Origin of the sequence: Bradyrhizobium sp. HKCCYLS3077, from assembly GCF_051167555.1 — a bacterium.
In the GTDB taxonomy this organism is placed as follows: domain Bacteria; phylum Pseudomonadota; class Alphaproteobacteria; order Rhizobiales; family Xanthobacteraceae; genus Bradyrhizobium.
In genome coordinates, this window is record NZ_JBNPTH010000005.1 from 301,556 (window position 1) to 318,120 (window position 16,565).

A 16,565-nucleotide genomic window follows, 5' to 3' on the forward strand; every position below is an offset into this window, starting at 1 on the left:
CGGGACTAACCGACGGAAGACTCGGCACATCGGGTGGGCGGGTGAGTGTTGAATATCGTTGATTCTGGACGCGATCGATTGCGGGTCCGCATGCTCGTGATGCCGGCCGTCATGTCGCTCGGCTTGTCATTGGTCTTGGCGGGCTGCAATCCCGCAACGCTCGGCAGTGACAACCGCGACGACGTCATGGACAAGGTGGGACGGCTCGATCTTTCACCGCGCTATCCGAGGCAGGTGATGCCCGAGCAGTCTCCGGCCGCCCGCCGTGCGCGCGCCGAGATCTACGGTGGCAATGAAGATATCCGGGGCGCACGCGACGCGCGCGCGGAAGCGCCGGCCACGAATGCGATTCCGGTCGAGCAGGTCGCCGCTCACTCGCAGGCGGTCGGCAACGGGTTCGAGTTGAACTTCGAGAACACGCCGATCGCGACGGTCGCGAAGGTGATGCTGGGCGATATTCTCGGCGTCGGCTACACGATCGATCCGCGAATTCAGGGGACGGTCAGCCTGTCGTCGGTGCGCCCGGTCGCGAAGACCGATGTTGCGTATGTGCTCGAAAACGCGCTCCGCCTCTCCGGCACGGCGCTCGTCCGCGACGGGTCGGGCTATCGGTTGATACCGCTCGGCGAGGCGATGGGGGCCGGCACCGTCGATGCCTCCGGCGCCTCGGCGGAAGCCGGCTACGGCATCACGGCGCTGCCTCTGCAATATGTCTCGGCGCCGACGCTTCTGAAGCTGCTCGACAGCTTCGCGCTCAAGCCGGGCATGGTGCGCGCCGATCCCGGCCGCAACGTGCTGCTGATTCAGGGAACGGGCGCGGAGCGCCGCACCGCGGCCGAGGCCGCGCTGAGCTTCGATGCGGACTGGATGCGCGGCCAGTCGGTCGGCATCTTCCCGATCGCCAACGGCAATCCGGAGCCGATCGTCGCCGAGCTCGAGAAGATCATGGATACCGGCGACAGCGGGCTCGGCCAGAACATGGTCAAGTTCCAGACCGTCAGCCGGATGAATGCGATCATGGTGATCAGCCGCAAGCCGGCCTTGTTGAAGACCGCCGAGACCTGGATCAAGCGGCTGGACGCGGGCAACACGCTTCGTAACAGCGTGCATGTCTACCGCGTGAAATACGGTGAGGCGCGGCAGATGGCGCGCGTGCTCAACGACATGTTCATCGGGAGCGCTGGCAGCGCGGCGGATGCGTCGTCGACGGACATCGCCCCGGGATCGGGCACCGCGACCAGCTCAAGCGGCGAGCGGCTGTCGGCCGCGGGGACTACGGCGCAATCGGGTTTCTCCAGCCAGCAGCAGGGCGGCAACGGATTGGTGGCCACGCGCGGCTTCGGTGGGACGCCGCCGCCCGTGGTGGCAGATCCGCCTGCAGAGCCGCGCATGTCTTCCTCCGGCGGCAAGCCGCTGATGGACGGCGTGCGGATCACGCCCGATGTCGTCAACAACACGCTGCTGATCTACGCCGACCGTGAGAATTATCGAATCATCGAAGCCACGCTGCGGCAATGCGATCGGCCGCAGCTGCAGGTCGCGATCGACGCGACCATCGCCGAGGTCACCCTCAACGATAATCTGAACTACGGCGTGCAGGCCTTTCTCACCAGCAAGAATCTCGGCCTGCGCCCCGACCAGGGCTCGCTGCTCAACACCACCTCGACCTCCGCGCCGGCGACGGTCGCGTCCGCCGCTGGAACGATCACCAACGCCTTCCTCAATCGCGCATTCCCGGGCTTCAACTTTCTGATCGGCTCGGAATCGCAGCCGAGCGCGATCCTGAGCGCCCTGCATACGGTGACCGACGTCAAGGTGCTGTCGAACCCCTCGCTGGTCGTGATCGACAATCAGGCGGCGACGTTGCAGGTGGGTGACCAGGTGCCGGTCTCGACCGGCAGCGCCACCGTGCTGACCACCAACAACACGGTCGTGAACACGATCGATTATCGCAACACCGGAATCATCCTGCGCGTCGCGCCGCGGGTCAACGAGAACGGCAATGTGCGGCTGGAGATCGAGCAGGAAATCAGCAACGTGGCGCCGCAGACCGCCAACAGCCTCACGCCCACGGTAGCGCAGCGCAAGGTGAAGAGCTCGGTTGCGGTGGCGAGCGGCCAGACGGTGCTGCTCGCCGGCCTCATCAGCGAGACCCGCCAGGGCAGCCGGAGCGGCGTTCCGGGCATCGACCAGATCCCGGGCCTTGGCGAGCTGTTCAGCAACACCGATCGCACGCGGGGTCGCACCGAACTGATCATCTTCATTCGCCCGCAGATCATCCGCGACGGCACCGATGCCCACTATGTCGCCGAGGAGCTCCGCTCGAAACTGCGCGGCACCATCAGGCCGGTCTCGACCAGCGCCCTGCAGACGTCGCGGACGACGCGATGAGGTGGCATTCGGTCATCACAGCCGGCGTCCTGGCGTTGTCGCTCGGCCTTGTCGGCGCCGAAGCCCGGCCCCGCGGTGACGGGTGGGCGGCGTTCGCGCGAGGCAATTATGTCCGCGCGGCCGCCTTGTTGGTGCCCCTCGCACAGCGGGGACATCCGCGCGCGATGACCACGCTCGGCTATATGTACGACAACGGCTTTGGCGTTCCGCAGTCCTACGATGCCGCGGTCGAGCTCTACATCGAAGCCGCCGAGCGGGGCGAGCCCGCGGCGCAGCATCTGCTCGGGCTGAGCTACGACAAGGGCCATGGCGTCGATCAGTACTTGGTGCTGGCCTACAAATGGCTGAACCTCGCGGCGGCCGCGGCGCCGCTGCGTCTGCGCGAGCCTTACCTGCGGATTCGCGATGCCGTCGCCTCGAAGATGTCGCAGGCACAGATCGTGGAAGGCCAGAATCTGTCGCTGGATTGGCAGCGCGCTCGTCTCGGCCCCCATCGTGTCGTCGCAGCAAAACCAGGTTTGTAGTTGTTCTAAGTCGTCCATCTCATAAGCGTCATCTTTGAAATCGAGAACGTAAGGTCTCGGACGACGGCTCTCCATCTCGGCCTCGGCATGAGGTGATCGGGCACGATCCTCGGAAAGCGCCATGGTTTCGACGTTTCCTCATCACGCGGTCGATCGTCCTGCGGGCTCTCCGCTGGCTCCGAATGGAGCTGCGCTGGGGGGCCCGACTCTGCGCACGCCGGCCGAGGGTGCAGCAGAGGCGCTGGATCCGGCGTCTCCCGAATTCGCCGACGCGATCGCGCACGAGCTTGGATTGCGGCGGATCGCGTTGGCCGATCTGCTCGCGGCCCGGCCGCTGGCTGAGCACTTCTCCCGCCGCTTCCTGCGCGAGACGGTTATCTTCCCGTTTCAATCGTCGCACCACCCGCGTTGCCTGGCGGTCGCCGACCCCCGCGATACGGCGGCGTTGCGCGCGGCTGAGTTGGTGTTCGGTGGTCCGGTCGAACTGGTGGTGGCGTCGTCTGACGACATCGTCACCGCGCTCGGCCGGCTGGCGGGCGAGGGCGAGAGTTCGGTTCGATCCGAGCCGACGCAGCAGCAGCCTCAGCTGCGCGAGGACGACATCGACAGCCTTCGCGACCTCGCCACCGGTGCTCCGGTGGTGCGCGCCGTCAATGATCTGTTCGAGCAGGCGGTCGAACTGCGCGCGAGCGACATCCACGTCGAGGCGATGCGGAACGGTCTGTCGATCCGGATGCGGGTCGATGGTCTGTTGAAGCCGCTGCCGGCGCCCGGCGGCGTGCTGCCACAGGCCGTGATCTCGCGGATCAAGATCGTCGCCGGGCTCAACATTGCGGAGCGGCGCCTGCCGCAGGATGGTGCCGCGCGGCTTCACATCGGCCGCTTCGAGCTGGACGTCCGTGTCGCGGTGATGCCGACGCAGCATGGCGAATCCGCTGTGATCCGGCTGCTGCCGAAGGATCGCGGACTGCTGTCGATCGAGAAGCTCGGCTTCGCCGGCCATGACGATCGAGCGCTGCGCCGGCTGCTCGCGCTGCCCCACGGCCTGATCGTGATCTGTGGGCCCACCGGCAGCGGCAAGACCACGACGCTCGCGACGGCACTGTCGATCCTCAACGAACCGACGCGGAAGATCCTCACCATTGAGGATCCGGTGGAGTACGAGATCCCGGGGATCAACCAGTCGCAGGTCAAGCCGGCCATCGGTCTGACCTTCGCGAGCGCGTTGCGATCGTTCGTGCGGCAGGATCCCGACGTGATCATGGTCGGCGAGGTTCGTGACGGCGAGACCGCCCATGTTGCCGTTCACGCGGCGCTCACCGGCCATCTGGTGCTGACGACCTTGCACACCGAGAACGCTGCGGCCGCCGTGCCGCGGCTGCTCGACCTCGGCGTCGAGGACTTTCTGCTTCGCTCCACCTTGCGTGCCGTGATCGCGCAGCGGCTCGTCCGCAGGCTGTGTGACCATTGCAAGTCGCGGCGCAGGCTGAGCGCCGACGATCTCCATGCCGATCCGCGCTTTCAGGCGGTCGGTCTCAATGCCGGGGAGACCGTCTATGAGCCGGCCGGCTGCGAGCGTTGCGGCGGCGCCGGCTATCGCGGCCGCCTCGGCATCTTCGAGATCCTCGAACTTGATGCCGAGATCCGGTCGATGGTTCACGGCAAGACCGATGCGGGCGTGATCGATCGCGCTGCGATGCGCAGCGGCATGACCACGATGCTCGACGATGGCCTCGCCAAGTGCCGGGCGGGGGCGACATCGGTCGCTGAGATCCTGCGCGTGGCGACACTGAGGTGAAAAGGTGAGCACCTTCCGCTATCGCGCATTGACCGAGAAGGGTGACGTCGTGCACGGCACGATCTCGGCCGCGACGGCCAAGGACGTCATCGACCGGATCGAATATCTGCGGCTGATGCCGATCGAGACCTTCGAGGAAAGTCCTGCGGGGTCTGCCGCGCGGGACACGCTGGCCTGGTTCGGTGGTCCATCGCCGGCCGACGTCACGACCTTCACGCGCGATCTGGCTCTGCTGTTGAAGGCGGGAGCGCGGCTCGAGGAGTCGCTCGAACTGCTGGCAGGCGACGCCGATATCGGCCGGTTGCGTCCGGTCGTCGGCCGGCTACGATCGAGTGTCCTGGCCGGCGAAAGTCTGGCGGAGGCGCTGGCGCAGCATCCCCAGCAGTTTCCTGCAATGTATCTGGCGCTGGTGCGGGTCGGGGAAGCGTCGGGGACGCTCGACCACGTGCTCGAACTGCTCGGCGCCGAGCGGGCGCGCGCCGAGGCGATGCGCCGCAAGCTGAGCGACGCGATGCAGTATCCGCTGTTCGTCCTGGTCGCCGCCAGCCTTGTGATGCTGTTCTTTTTCGTGGTCGTGCTGCCGCAGTTCTCGGCCGTGCTGCGCGATTTCGGCGCCGATCGCGACGCGGCCATCACTACGTTCCTGGACATCTCGGATTTCGTGCGCGGCAACGCTCTCGCGCTAGCGTCATCAGCGAGTGCGCTGATGATTGCAGTTGTCGTCCTGCTCGGTCGCGCCCGTGTGCGCATCGCGCTGATCGCGCGGCTGTCGCGGCTGCCGGGTCTCGCTGCGGTGTTCCGGTCGTACCGCACCAGCCTGTTCTGTCGCAACCTCGCGATCCTGCTCGGCAGTGGGCTGACGTTGACGGCGAGCTTGCGCATTCTCCTCGACATCATGTCAGTGACCGGCAGCGGGGCGGCGTGGAATGCTGCGGCTGATCGTGTGCGTCACGGCGGCAAGCTGTCGGATGCGCTGTCTGCGGTGGACGTTCTGCCGTCAATGGCGACGCGGATGATCCGGATCGGCGAGGAGAGCGGACAGCTGCCGGTGCTCGCCGGGCGAATCGCCGAGTTCTACGAGGCGAAGCTGCAGCGGAGCCTCGATCGCATCGTCGGCATCGTCGGTCCCGCCGCCATCATTCTCATCAGCGCCGTCGTCGGCGGCCTCATCGTGTCGGTGATGAGCGCGCTGCTGTCGGTTACGCAACTCGTCGGGTAGAGGAGATCAGCAGATGACACAGCCAGCGACCAGCGCCGCCATGCGGCGTCTGCGCAGCCGATGCGGTGACGAGAGCGGCTTCACGCTCGTCGAGATGCTGGTCGTCATCGCCATCATCGGGATGATCATGGGCCTGATCGGGCCGCGCGTGCTGTCGTCGTTGAACGAGTCCCGCGTGAAGACGGCGCGCATTCAGATCCAGAGCTTTTCGAGCGCGCTCGATCTGTTCTACCTCGACACCGGCCGTTATCCGACGACATCCGAAGGCTTGGCTGCCCTGGTGCGGCCAGCATCGACGATTGCGGGCTGGGCCGGACCGTACCTGAAGGGAGGGAACGTTCCGAGCGATCCGTGGAGCCATGCCTATGTCTACCGGTCTCCCGGACAGCACGTCCCCTACGAAATCCTCTCCTACGGATCTGACGGCCAGGAGGGCGGTACGGATCTCGCGGCCGACATCTCCTCATCGGTTACCGTCGGAGCGCGCTAGCGATGAATGATCCGGGCGGCAGCATGGCCGGGTTCACGCTGCTCGAAGTCGTCTGCGGGCTTGGGGTCGTGGCGCTGATGGCGGCCGTGTTGTTGCCGGCGATGTCCAGGCAGACTTCGCGGCCGCGACTCGAAGCCTATGCGCTGGAAGCGGCTGCGTTGCTCAAGGCCGATCGCAACGCCGCGATCAACCGTGGGCGCGCGGTCGAGAGCCGCATCGATGTGCAGGCGCGGACGATCCGTTCGGGGACGAGCGGGCAGGTGGTCCGTTTGCCTGAGGACGTACGGCTCGAGACGGTGCTGCCGCGCAATTGCGTCGATCGGCCGGCGTTCGACACGATCAGCTTTTTCGGCTCCGGCATGTCGTGCGGCGGCATCGTCGCGCTCGCGCATGGCGAAGCCGGCTACGAAATCCGGGTCAACTGGTTGACGGGAAGGATCGAAGTGGCGTCGAATGCCGTCCTCACCAGACCATAACGCGACCGCGGGTTTCACCCTGATCGAGACGCTGATTGCGCTCGCGATCGTGGCGGTGTCGCTCGTCGCGATTGCGGCGCTGACCGGCTCGTCGTCGCGTGGAAGCCGTAAGCTGGAGCAGCACGTGGCGCTGGTGCAGGCGGCCCATAATGCGCTGTGGCTGGCATTCCCGTCACGCTTGCCGGCGTCGGGAATGCAGTCCGGGGAAACGATGGCGCATACCTGGCGCGCACAGGCTCAGCCGCTCGCGGCCGAGCCCGGTGCATCTGCCTGGACGCCGCAGAAGATCGTGCTCCAGGTGCGGTCGCCATCGGGCGCCACGATGGAGCTCGAGACCATCCGTCTGTTCCGAAGGCGGGCCGAGTGATGGCGCGCCGATGTAAAGATCCACAAGCCGGCTTCACGCTGATCGAGGCGCTGGTCGCGATGGCGCTGATGGGACTGCTGGTCTCGGCTCTTGCGGCGATCACCGCACAATGGATGCCGAACTGGAATCGCGGGCTGCTTCGCATCCAGCGCAATGAGTCCCTGAGCGTCGCGCTCGACCGCATCAGCGCCGACATCGCGGCGGCGGAATTCATCCGGCCCGACGGCCAGACCAAATCCGTGCTGTTCGACGGATCGGAGACCTCGGTCAGCTTCGTCCGGGTGGCGCTCGGTCTACGGAGCGGCCGCGGGCTCGAGCTGGTTCGGATCGCCGAGGCGGGGGAGGGCGATGGCGCGGTGCTGAGCCGAAGACGCGCTGCGTTCGCGCCGGGCAGCGCTCGCGCGCTGGCCGAGCCGGTCGTGCTGCTGCAGGCGCCTTATCATGTCTCGTTTGCTTATGCAGGTGCCGACCGCAACTGGATGCCGTCGTGGCGCGCGTCCGAGACGCTGCCGGCCGCAGTCCGGGTGACCGTCCGCAACGCGAGCGATGCGAGCGCGCCATCGATCTCGCGCATCGCGGTCATCCATGTCTCGGCTCCAGCTGACAGCGTCTGCAGCGCGGCGGACCGAACCTGCGACACGCCGTTGCTGCCCGCGAGCGCCACCGTCGGACGTGCCGCGGCGCGATCGGAGCCATGATCATGCGCGCCGCAACGGATGCCTTGGATCACCTCCATCACGACCGCGAGGGCGGATTCGTGCTCGTTGCAGCGTTGTGGATCCTGATCGCGCTGGCCGGATTGGCCGGAGCGCTTTCGGTCTACCTGGTCAGCACGGCGCAACGTTTGTCACTCGATGACGCCCGGCTCCGGTCTGCCGCGTTGGTCTCGGCCGGTCTCGAACTCGCAGCCTACAAACTATCTGCCGTGCCCAGGCCGCAGCGCGCGCCCGCGGGGGCCTTCTCCTTCAGGCTCGACCATGCGCAGGTGTCGGTCGCGTTCCGGTCGGAAGCAGCCCGCATTGATCTCAACCATGCCTCCAGGCCGATGCTCGCCAATCTGTTCGTGGCGCTGGGAGCGCGCCCGGAGAAGGCCGGCGACTATGCGCAGCGAATCATCGGCTGGCGCACCGCGCCGGGCGACAATGCTCCGGACGCCGAGCGCGAGCTCTACCGGACGGCCGGCGTGGACTACGTCCCGCGTGGCGGCCACTTTGCAAACTCCGAGGAGCTTCAGCTGGTGCTGAACATCCCGCCGGCTCTCGTCGACCAGGCGATGCCTTTCGTGACGGTCTTCAGCGGGCGTAGCGAGGTCGATGCGCTCGAAGCGCCACCCGAGGTCGTCGCTGCGCTGCCCGGGATGACCCAGGATCTCCTGAAGGCCTTCCTCGCGCAGCGCGCCGCGCTGCGTCGGGACGCCAGGTCGGTATCGTCCGTGCTCGGACCAGCGCGAGCCAGTGCGACGCTGGACGTCGGCGATGCGTTTCGGGTGCGGATCACGATCGACTTCGATGCCGGCCGGCGGGCCGCGGCGGAGGCCGTCATCCTGCTGGGCGACGGCGACGATCCCTATCGCATCCTGTCATGGCGGGACGATGTAAGCAGCCCCGCGATGCTCAGGGAGAAAGGAAGGGCGCTGTGATGACCATCCTGACGCGCGCGCGTCGCGAGTTCACGACATGGATCGGGTCGGTCGCCGAAGCCATCGTGGATGCGATCGGCCGGATCAATTTCAGACCGTCGGTGGAACTGGTCGAGACCGAGCGCGATGTGTTCATCATCAGCGCGAGCGGGCGATCGGTGCCGCAGGACGTTACGATACGGTTGGTGCATGGAGTTGCCGCCGAGCTTCCTTCGAATTGGAAGGACGTGCTGCGCGGCAGTCGGATCAGGATCACCCTGCGGCCCGACCGCTTCCTGTGGCGTCCGCTGGATCTCCCCAAGCGTGCGGTCGAGTTTCTCGACTCGATGGTCCGCTCGCAGCTCGATCGTCTGACGCCGTGGACGGCGCAGGAGGCGGTGTTCGGCAGCACGGCTCCGACCGAAATCCCAGGGGACCGCATTCGGACGACGGTCGTCGCCGCGCCGAGATCTAGCATCGATCCGCTCGTCCGGCTGGCGGAGTCCTGGCGTGCCGCGTCCGTCAGTTTGTTTGCTGCCGAGACCCCTGCGGGATCGGACGCCGGCCAGGCCGTCACGGCAACGGCCACGCGGCTGATCGAACAGCAGCTGCGCGGATCGCTGGACGTTGGCCGCGTCGGTCGCATGCTGACGGCCGTTCTGATCGTTGCGACAGTCGCGGCGACGCTGTCGCTGGCGATCACGGGCTTTCTCGGCGAGCGCTTCGAGGACCAGCAAGGCATGCTGTCGCAGAAGATTGCAGAGCGGCGCGCAAAATTGCGCCTGGGCTCGCAGGGGGGTGACAATGCGGCGCTGAGCAGTCTGTTGCGACGCAAGCAGGACACGGCGGCCGACGTGATGCTGCTCGAAGCGCTATCGCGGGTTCTTCCGGACGACACCTATGTGACCGAGCTGCGGATCGACAAGGACCGGCTGCAGATCGCAGGCGTCAGTCAAGATGCGCCCGCGCTGATCGGACTGATCGAGCAATCGCCGCACTTCACGCGCGCGACATTTTCTGCGCCGACCACACGCTCGGCCGACGAGGCCGGCCAGCGTTTCCATATCGAAGCAGGCATCAAGCCTCATTTCGGACCCGGCATATGAGCATCGGATCGCTGTTCACCGCCACTCCGTCCTCGCCCCGTATCGCGGCTGCTGTCTACGCCGGCCTGCTGCTGATGCTGGGCGCAGCCACGGTGCTGCCGGTCAGGAGCCTGCTCGACCAGCGCACTGAGCTGGAGGCGCTCACCGATACGCTTCGGCTGCTCGATGCGCATAGCATGGCGGCGGTCGCCCGCGAGGACAGAGGCGGCGGAGCCGTTTCCGGATCGGCCTTTCTCGAAGGTCCCACCGTGACGGTAGCCGGCGCGGCGCTGCTGCAGCGTCTGAACGAGGTCGTCGGCCGCCATGGCGGCAGCGTGTCGTCCGCGCAGCTCGACGTTCAAGGCCCGCGTGCCAGGGATCGTCAGGCCAGGGTCGGCGCGAGCTTCGAGGTTGACCAGACCGCCTTGCAGCCCATCCTCTACGAGCTGGAGGCCGGCATGCCGTGCCTGTTCATCGACGAGCTGGTTGTCGATGGCGGCGCCTCTGCAGCCATGTCGAACGGAAGGCTGCGCATCACGATCATGGTGTCCGGACAATGGCAGGGCCCGCAATGAACGCTCGGATGAAACTCTGTGCCGTCTTGTCCATCAGCGTTCTCGTCGCGACCTCGCGCGACATGTCCGCCGAGGCTGCCGGCCCAGATCTTGCGCTCACGGCCGCGAACGAGCGCGCGCCGGCGGTGGCGCAAGACACGCCGCTCACATCGAACGGGCAGGCGCGAACGGGCAACCCGCTCTGGGGCATTCCGCTCGATCAGCTCTCCGCGACGCGCGACCGGCCGATCTTCTCGCCGTCGCGGCGTCCTCCGCCGGAAGAGGCGCCGACGCCGCCTGTTGCTGCCGCGCCGGACATTCAGGAGCCGAGCCGGCCGGAGCGGCCGGCGCTCTCGCTGGTCGGCACCGTGGTCAACGGCGAGCGTGGGCTTGCCATCTTTCTCGAGTCCGGCAGCAATACGCCTCTGCGCGTCCGAACCGGTGCGGACTATCAGGGTTGGACGTTGCGCCATGTCGAGGCACGATCGGCCACCCTGCAAAAGGGCGGGGAGCTCATCGTGCTCTATTTCGCGCAGCAGACGCCGGGGCAGTCGATCATCCCGGTTGCGACGACCATCTCCGACATGCCCTCGACGCCGACTGCGCCGCCATTGGCGCAATCAGGCGCGCCGTTTCTGTCGCCGGAATCGAGACTGCTCCGCATGCATCAGCGGCAAAGGTCGGGACGCCGCCACTTGTGAGAGGTGAGAGAGCCGCCGCGAGGAACTTCGTTCAGCGCTTGCACAACCCGCTGGTCAGGACCCACCCCTTGTCGGTGAGCGCCGCGGAGACGATGTCGAAATACAGCCGCTTGTCGGGATCGTCCTCGGAGACGAACGAGACCTGACACAGGAAACGGCCGCTTCCGTCGCCCTTGTCGCAGCTCGCCTCGACGATCTTCAGCCCCTTGTCGTGGCGCACGCCGGACGCCGGCGCTTCCTGCTCGTAGGCCTTCTGAATGGTCTCGACGGTCGGCGTGCCGCAGGCGACGCCGGCCACATTGCACGCCCATGCGAGAGCAACAGCAAGCAGCATTCTCAGGCCTCCTTGGCGCGGTCGTAAGATAAACGGGGATCGTCGCGGTGCGTCCTGCCGACTCATCAGAGCCCGTCGGAAGCGAACTAAGCGGGGTGGTTGTCGTTTTTGTGTCGCCGCACGTGCGGCCTACGCACAGCATGATTGTTTGTCAGCCTGATTAGATCGATTCTTGAAGATCGGTTTTGCGGGTCTCACAAAGCGAAAGAAACGGTCACAAAGGAGACACCCCCCATCCGTAGCCACGAAGCGGGAGGGTGCGATGGCCTCATCGCCGATCATGGGTGAGGCTTCGCGCAAGCGGCATCCGATGAACTGCATCGCGCCGCAACGATCTTTGTCTCGAGCCGAATGGGGATCAGGGATGTCAGTCGGGTGTCCACGCAAACCAACGAGAAAACCAACAATCAGAACATCGCTCTCCGCAGCCGCGCTGTTGGCAGGTCTCGCAATGACCGGGACCATGGCGAGCGCCCATGATCTGGCTGAGCCCACCGTGTTCAGGAGCTCGCGCGGCGTCCTCGATCTCCTGATGATCGCCAAGGCGAAGCCGATCTCGACGATCAGCTATGCTCCGCCGAGCAGCTCGCCGATGAACCCGACCGGCTGGGTCTACGAGATCTGCCGCAGGCCCGCATGGGGCAACACTTGTCCGGCTCATTCCGCAGTAGCGGACTATGGCGGCGTGCGCCTGGCGCTCCAGAAGGGCGACACGCTCAAGATCAAGCTGGTGAACCAGCTGCCGCAGCTCGATCCGGCCAAGGTGAACCACAACACCGACCCCGGCCAGGCCAACCTGTTTCGTAATCCGACCAACCTGCACACGCACGGGCTGATCGTCGAGCCGCGCGCGCCGACGCTCAATGATCCGACCTTCGGCGACTATGTCTTCGTGCAGATCTTCAACTCCGCCAACGGCATGCCGGTGCCGCAGACGACCCATCAGCACGGCTCCAACAAGATGGACTCAGCGGAGTTCCGCATCAACATTCCGCGCAATCATCCGTCCGGACAGTTCTGGTTTCACCCGCACATCCATGGCATCTCGCTGAACCAGGTGTCTCAGGGGCTGGCGGGCATCATCTCGGTCGGCGAGGTCTCCGACTACGCGCATGGCGACGCCAGGGATACGCCGTTTCCCGACGCCAGCGTGCGCCACCTGATCCTGAAGGATCTCCAGGTCGCGCCCGGTGGTCCGGTGCAGTTCGACAGCGGCCCGGTCAACGTCCAGCCGGGCGAGGTGATCAACCAGCAGGATCCGAACTTCTGCGCGCAGTTTCCGGCGGACAGTTCGGAGGTGCGCGAGGGTTCGTGCCCCGGCGTCGACACCTCGGCCGATGGCGGCACCAATTTCAGCGGCGGCAAATGGTACTTCACGGTCAACGGGCGGACATTCCCGAAGATCAAGGTGACCGACCCGGACGGTGAGGTCTGGCGTCTGACCAACGCGTCGGGCAGCCTGTCCTACAATCTTCAGCTCACCGATGACGAGACGCAGAAGTCGATGATCATGCAGCTGATCTCGGTGGATGGCGTCAGCGTGAACCTGCCGCAGGATACGACGATGGACACCATGGTCCATCTCGGCGGCGCGCGTTTCCGCGTGGTGCCGTGTCCGCCGCTGCCGACGTCGCGTTTCCATTCCAAGCCGGTCTGTGTCACCCAGATGGTGATGATGCCGAGCTCGCGCACGGAGGTGTTCGTCACCTACCGCGATCCGAACACGGGCGCGATCGCGAGTCCCGGACGCGTGGCCTCCGCGACGTTCAAGATGGCCGGGCTGACGATGGGCAGCGGCGATCAGTGGCCGGCGGTCGATCTCGCCAAGGTGCGCTTCCACCAGCACGGCTCGCGTAACCACATCGCCTACGGCCTGGACATCAGGGGCGATGCGTTGGCGACGATGCAGCCGTCCGGCATCCTCGATGCGAAGGTGCCCTATGCCAGCGCCGCGCCGCTGCGCAACGGCTGCCGTCCATTGCCGCCCGGTCACCGCCGGCGGATCTTTTTCGGGCTGGCTGATCTGAACGACGACGGCACCTTCGGCCTCGGCTACGAGGAGGTCGATCACAACGGCAACCCGGTGCCCGGCACCCAGCTCCCGGTGAGCCAGTTCGATCCGTCGCAGAACATCGTCTGTCTGCCGCTGGCCGCGGGGCAGCGCCCGGTGCACGAGACGTGGGAGCTGGTGCAGCTCTCGACGGAGAACCACAACTTCCACATTCACCAGACGCGGTTCCGGACGATCAACAGCAAGGCGGGTGAGAACACGCCGCTGGCGGTGTCGTTCAACAAGAACATCGGCGGCGGCATGCTGCAGGACAACGTCCCGCTGGGGGTCGCGACTCCCAACGTGCCGGAGGTGATGGACGCTCAGAACGGCGTCTGCACCATCGAGCAGTGGCGCAGCGGGCAATGCACCTCGAAGCCGGTGGTTGTGGACATCCCGTTCTCGCAGGTCGGCGAGTTCGTCTATCACTGTCACATCCTCGAACATGAGGACGGAGGCATGATGGCGAAGATCAAGGTGGTGCCGTCGCCCTATAACGGTTCGCCATGGGAGGCGATGAACCAGATGCCGTGGTAGGCGCAGCCGCGCCGACCTCGACTGGGGATGTCGGCGTCGCGGTCGCGGCGCCGACAACTCGATGGAGAAGGGCGCTCGCGCTTGGACAGTTCGGTCGGCGCGTCGCGAGACCGTGCGTCAAAGCACAACCGCCAACATCGTAATTTCGCAGCCGCTCCGGCAAATCGCCAACATCGACGCGGCAATTCGCCGCAATCAAACCACTTAATTCATTCGCACTGACAATCAGTCCGGTTTGCAGAAATTCGCTTGGGTGCGGCTGACGGACGCCGAACGGAATGACGAGGCTGGCGGACGATCACGCCAGTGTCGTTTCCGTCGCGAAGCTTGAGGACATGATCGTCCGCAAGACGTCGCTGCCGGCTCGCGAGGGAGGATCGTGACATGACAACAAATACGAGGTGGGCGTAATGAGCGGCTGGCTGAAATGGACGGCGCCCGCCGCCGCGATCGTGTCGATGGCCTCGCCGGGCTACGCGATGCAGTACATGAGCGTCGAAGAGGCGCAGAAGGCTGCATTTCCCGGCGCGAGCTTCACCGAGGTGCAGGCCGGCCGGGTCTGGAAGGCGAGCAATGGCGGCTATTTCTATTACGATCATGTCGTCGGAAAGCATCTGCTGATCGACTACACGGTCGCGATCGGACCGGACGGGCGCGTGCGCAAGGTCGAAATCCTGAACTACCGCGAATCCTATGGCGGCGAGGTGCATGATGCGAGCTGGCTCGCGCAGTTCGTCGGCAAGAGCAGCCAGAACGAGGTTCGCATCAATTCCGACATCCGCAACATTTCCGGTGCGACGCTGTCCTCGACCCATGTGACCGAGGGTGTGAAGAAGGTGCTGACCTATCATGCCAGCCACTTCCGCTAGCTTGCGGCGTGCGCGGCCGCTGCTCGGGACCTACGTCGAGATCCACGTCGATGACGCGCGCGCGCACGGCGCGGAGCAGGCGGTCGAAGCGGCGTTCGCGGCCGTCGCCGACGTGCATCGGCTGATGAGCGTCCACGATCCCGAGAGCGACGTCTCGCGTTTGAACCGCGAGGCATGCCGTCGCGCGGTCGAGGTGCATCCCTGGACCACCAAGGTGCTGCAGGCGGCGGTCGATATGGCGCGTCTGTCCGATGGCGCCTTCGATATCGGCGTGTCCAGCCGGGCGCGACAGCCTATTGTCGAGAAGGAGGACTCCGCGATCGAACTGCTCGCCGGTGATCGCGTCCGCTTCCATCGTGCCGAATACAAGATCGACCTTGGCGGAATCGCAAAAGGTTTCGCCGTCGACTGCGCAATCGCTGCGCTGCGGACATACGACATCGCCGCAGCCATGGTGAACGCAGGCGGTGACCTCGCCGCGTTCGGCCCGCGTGCCCGGGTGGTCGATATACGCGATCCGCGCTCACCATGCGGCATCGTCTGCCAATTGGAATTGCGCGACAAGGCGATGGCTTCGTCGGCGCGCCGCTTCGATCCGTTCCGGTCTGTCGAGACGACGGATACCGCGGTGGTGAATCCGGCAACGGGGCGGCCGGCCCAGAATATCCATGGCGCAACGGTCTGCGCGCCCACCTGCATGGTAGCCGACGCGCTGACCAAGATCGTCATGATCACGGGCGAAGCCGCTGCCGGGCAGCTCTCCCGGTTCGGCGCGAGCGCCATGCTCGTCGTGGCGAACGGCGACATCCTCACGACCCCCGATTGGCAAGGAGATCTGCAGCATGCGGCTTAAGGGTGCGTTTCGCTTCGCTGTCTATGCGATTTTCGGGCTCCTGTTTGCCAGCGGAGCGCTGTGGATCTACGCCGATCAGATGAAGACCCGCTCGGAGGCGGACAGCGAGGCTTGGCAGCAGGCCTCCGCCATGCTCCTGAGTGCGCATGGCGGCACTGCGATGATCACGCTGATGCTGCTGGGGGCGCTCGGTCCCATGCACGTCCAGCGCGCCTGGCGCGCCAGCAAGAACCGGGCGACGGGGGTGCTCAGCGTCGCGCTGTACGGCTTGCTGATCGCAACCGCGTTCGGGCTTTACTACGTCGGCTCGGAAGCACTGCGTCCCTGGATCAGCACCGTCCACATCGCCTTCGGGCTCGGCGTTCCCGTCGTGCTCACGGCCCATATCGTCGTCGGCCGCTCCAGTGTGGCAGCCGTGAGACCGCCTCTGCCGACACAGCACGCGGTCGCCGCCACTCTGGTGCCCGCCGAGACGCCGGCCGACGCCGAGCTGGTGCCTCTGATGAGCAAGGTCAGCTGACGTCATTCGCTTTGCGAGCGCCGTCGAACAGCGGGTGTGCTGTTCGTGATCTCCAACTGCCCGCAGGTCGACAACCGCTGCAACGGCTTCGATCCGACTCGCATACGGGTCGAGATCAGGGAGGCGGCTGCGGCTGAGAGGTTCTGATTCTGCCTGCGGGCCAATCTGATCGGTGGTTA

17 protein-coding genes and 1 pseudogene are annotated in these 16,565 nt (G+C 65.9%); 17 read left to right on the forward strand and 1 reads right to left on the reverse strand.

Features of this window, described 5'->3' with window-relative positions:
* Positions 1-90: 90 nt before the first annotated feature.
* From gspD to ACQR0Z_RS21800, 12 genes are all read left to right on the forward strand, one after another.
* Positions 91-2,391, forward strand: a complete 2,301-nt coding sequence (gspD, locus tag ACQR0Z_RS21745) for a type II secretion system secretin GspD (protein WP_434919976.1) — start codon at positions 91-93, stop codon at positions 2,389-2,391.
* On the forward strand, positions 2,388-2,915 hold the full coding sequence (locus ACQR0Z_RS21750; protein WP_434919977.1) for a tetratricopeptide repeat protein: 528 nt from the start codon (positions 2,388-2,390) through the stop codon (positions 2,913-2,915). Before gspD ends, ACQR0Z_RS21750 begins: the two co-directional genes overlap by 4 nt.
* Positions 2,916-3,036: 121 nt before the next feature.
* Positions 3,037-4,713, forward strand: coding sequence for a GspE/PulE family protein (locus ACQR0Z_RS21755; RefSeq protein WP_434919978.1), 1,677 nt, complete (start codon positions 3,037-3,039; stop codon positions 4,711-4,713).
* Positions 4,714-4,717: 4 nt separating this feature from the next.
* On the forward strand, positions 4,718-5,932 hold the full coding sequence (locus ACQR0Z_RS21760) for a type II secretion system F family protein (protein ID WP_434919979.1): 1,215 nt from the start codon (positions 4,718-4,720) through the stop codon (positions 5,930-5,932).
* 13 nt (positions 5,933-5,945) lie between these two features.
* Positions 5,946-6,422: a type II secretion system major pseudopilin GspG gene (gene gspG, locus ACQR0Z_RS21765; protein WP_434919980.1), complete on the forward strand. Its 477-nt coding sequence runs from the start codon at positions 5,946-5,948 to the stop codon at positions 6,420-6,422.
* A gap of 2 nt (positions 6,423-6,424) precedes the next feature.
* Positions 6,425-6,898 carry a pilus assembly FimT family protein gene (locus ACQR0Z_RS21770; RefSeq protein ID WP_434919981.1) on the forward strand — a complete coding sequence of 158 codons (474 nt, stop codon included), beginning with the start codon at positions 6,425-6,427 and terminating at the stop codon, positions 6,896-6,898.
* Entirely contained in the window at positions 6,876-7,265 is a 390-nt protein-coding gene (locus ACQR0Z_RS21775) for a PulJ/GspJ family protein (RefSeq protein ID WP_434919982.1), read from the forward strand. The genes ACQR0Z_RS21770 and ACQR0Z_RS21775 overlap by 23 nt, the downstream gene beginning before the upstream one ends.
* Positions 7,265-7,963 carry a PulJ/GspJ family protein gene (locus ACQR0Z_RS21780; protein WP_434862226.1) on the forward strand — a complete coding sequence of 233 codons (699 nt, stop codon included), beginning with the start codon at positions 7,265-7,267 and terminating at the stop codon, positions 7,961-7,963. Before ACQR0Z_RS21775 ends, ACQR0Z_RS21780 begins: the two co-directional genes overlap by 1 nt.
* Positions 7,960-8,904 (forward strand): general secretion pathway protein GspK, encoded by a 945-nt coding sequence (locus ACQR0Z_RS21785; protein WP_434919983.1) that lies wholly within the window; start codon positions 7,960-7,962, stop codon positions 8,902-8,904. Before ACQR0Z_RS21780 ends, ACQR0Z_RS21785 begins: the two co-directional genes overlap by 4 nt.
* Positions 8,905-8,969: 65 nt before the next feature.
* Entirely contained in the window at positions 8,970-9,989 is a 1,020-nt protein-coding gene (locus ACQR0Z_RS21790; protein WP_434919984.1) for a PilN domain-containing protein, read from the forward strand.
* Complete coding sequence (gene gspM / locus ACQR0Z_RS21795; protein WP_434919985.1) at positions 9,986-10,543, forward strand: type II secretion system protein GspM; 558 nt, start codon at positions 9,986-9,988, stop codon at positions 10,541-10,543. Before ACQR0Z_RS21790 ends, gspM begins: the two co-directional genes overlap by 4 nt.
* Before the next feature lie 8 nt (positions 10,544-10,551).
* Positions 10,552-11,223 carry a hypothetical protein gene (locus ACQR0Z_RS21800; protein ID WP_434919986.1) on the forward strand — a complete coding sequence of 224 codons (672 nt, stop codon included), beginning with the start codon at positions 10,552-10,554 and terminating at the stop codon, positions 11,221-11,223.
* A gap of 31 nt (positions 11,224-11,254) precedes the next feature.
* Here ACQR0Z_RS21800 and ACQR0Z_RS21805 read toward each other — a convergent pair whose 3' ends face one another.
* On the reverse strand, positions 11,255-11,557 hold the full coding sequence (locus ACQR0Z_RS21805) for a hypothetical protein (RefSeq protein WP_434862221.1): 303 nt from the start codon (positions 11,555-11,557) through the stop codon (positions 11,255-11,257).
* A 592-nt stretch (positions 11,558-12,149) separates the two neighbouring features.
* Here ACQR0Z_RS21805 and ACQR0Z_RS21810 point away from each other — a divergent pair.
* From ACQR0Z_RS21810 to ACQR0Z_RS21830, 5 genes and pseudogenes are all read left to right on the forward strand, one after another.
* Entirely contained in the window at positions 12,150-14,144 is a 1,995-nt protein-coding gene (locus ACQR0Z_RS21810) for a multicopper oxidase domain-containing protein (protein ID WP_434920210.1), read from the forward strand.
* A 410-nt stretch (positions 14,145-14,554) separates the two neighbouring features.
* Positions 14,555-15,013: an FMN-binding protein gene (locus ACQR0Z_RS21815; protein WP_434919987.1), complete on the forward strand. Its 459-nt coding sequence runs from the start codon at positions 14,555-14,557 to the stop codon at positions 15,011-15,013.
* Position 15,014: 1 nt separating this feature from the next.
* The gene (locus ACQR0Z_RS21820; RefSeq protein ID WP_434919988.1) at positions 15,015-15,866 is read left to right on the forward strand and encodes an FAD:protein FMN transferase; all 852 of its coding nucleotides are present in this window, start codon (positions 15,015-15,017) and stop codon (positions 15,864-15,866) included.
* Entirely contained in the window at positions 15,856-16,386 is a 531-nt protein-coding gene (locus ACQR0Z_RS21825) for a hypothetical protein (protein WP_434919989.1), read from the forward strand. The genes ACQR0Z_RS21820 and ACQR0Z_RS21825 overlap by 11 nt, the downstream gene beginning before the upstream one ends.
* Before the next feature lie 36 nt (positions 16,387-16,422).
* Positions 16,423-16,533: pseudogene (locus tag ACQR0Z_RS21830) on the forward strand (urea carboxylase); the annotation flags it as partial.
* Positions 16,534-16,565: the final 32 nt, after the last annotated feature.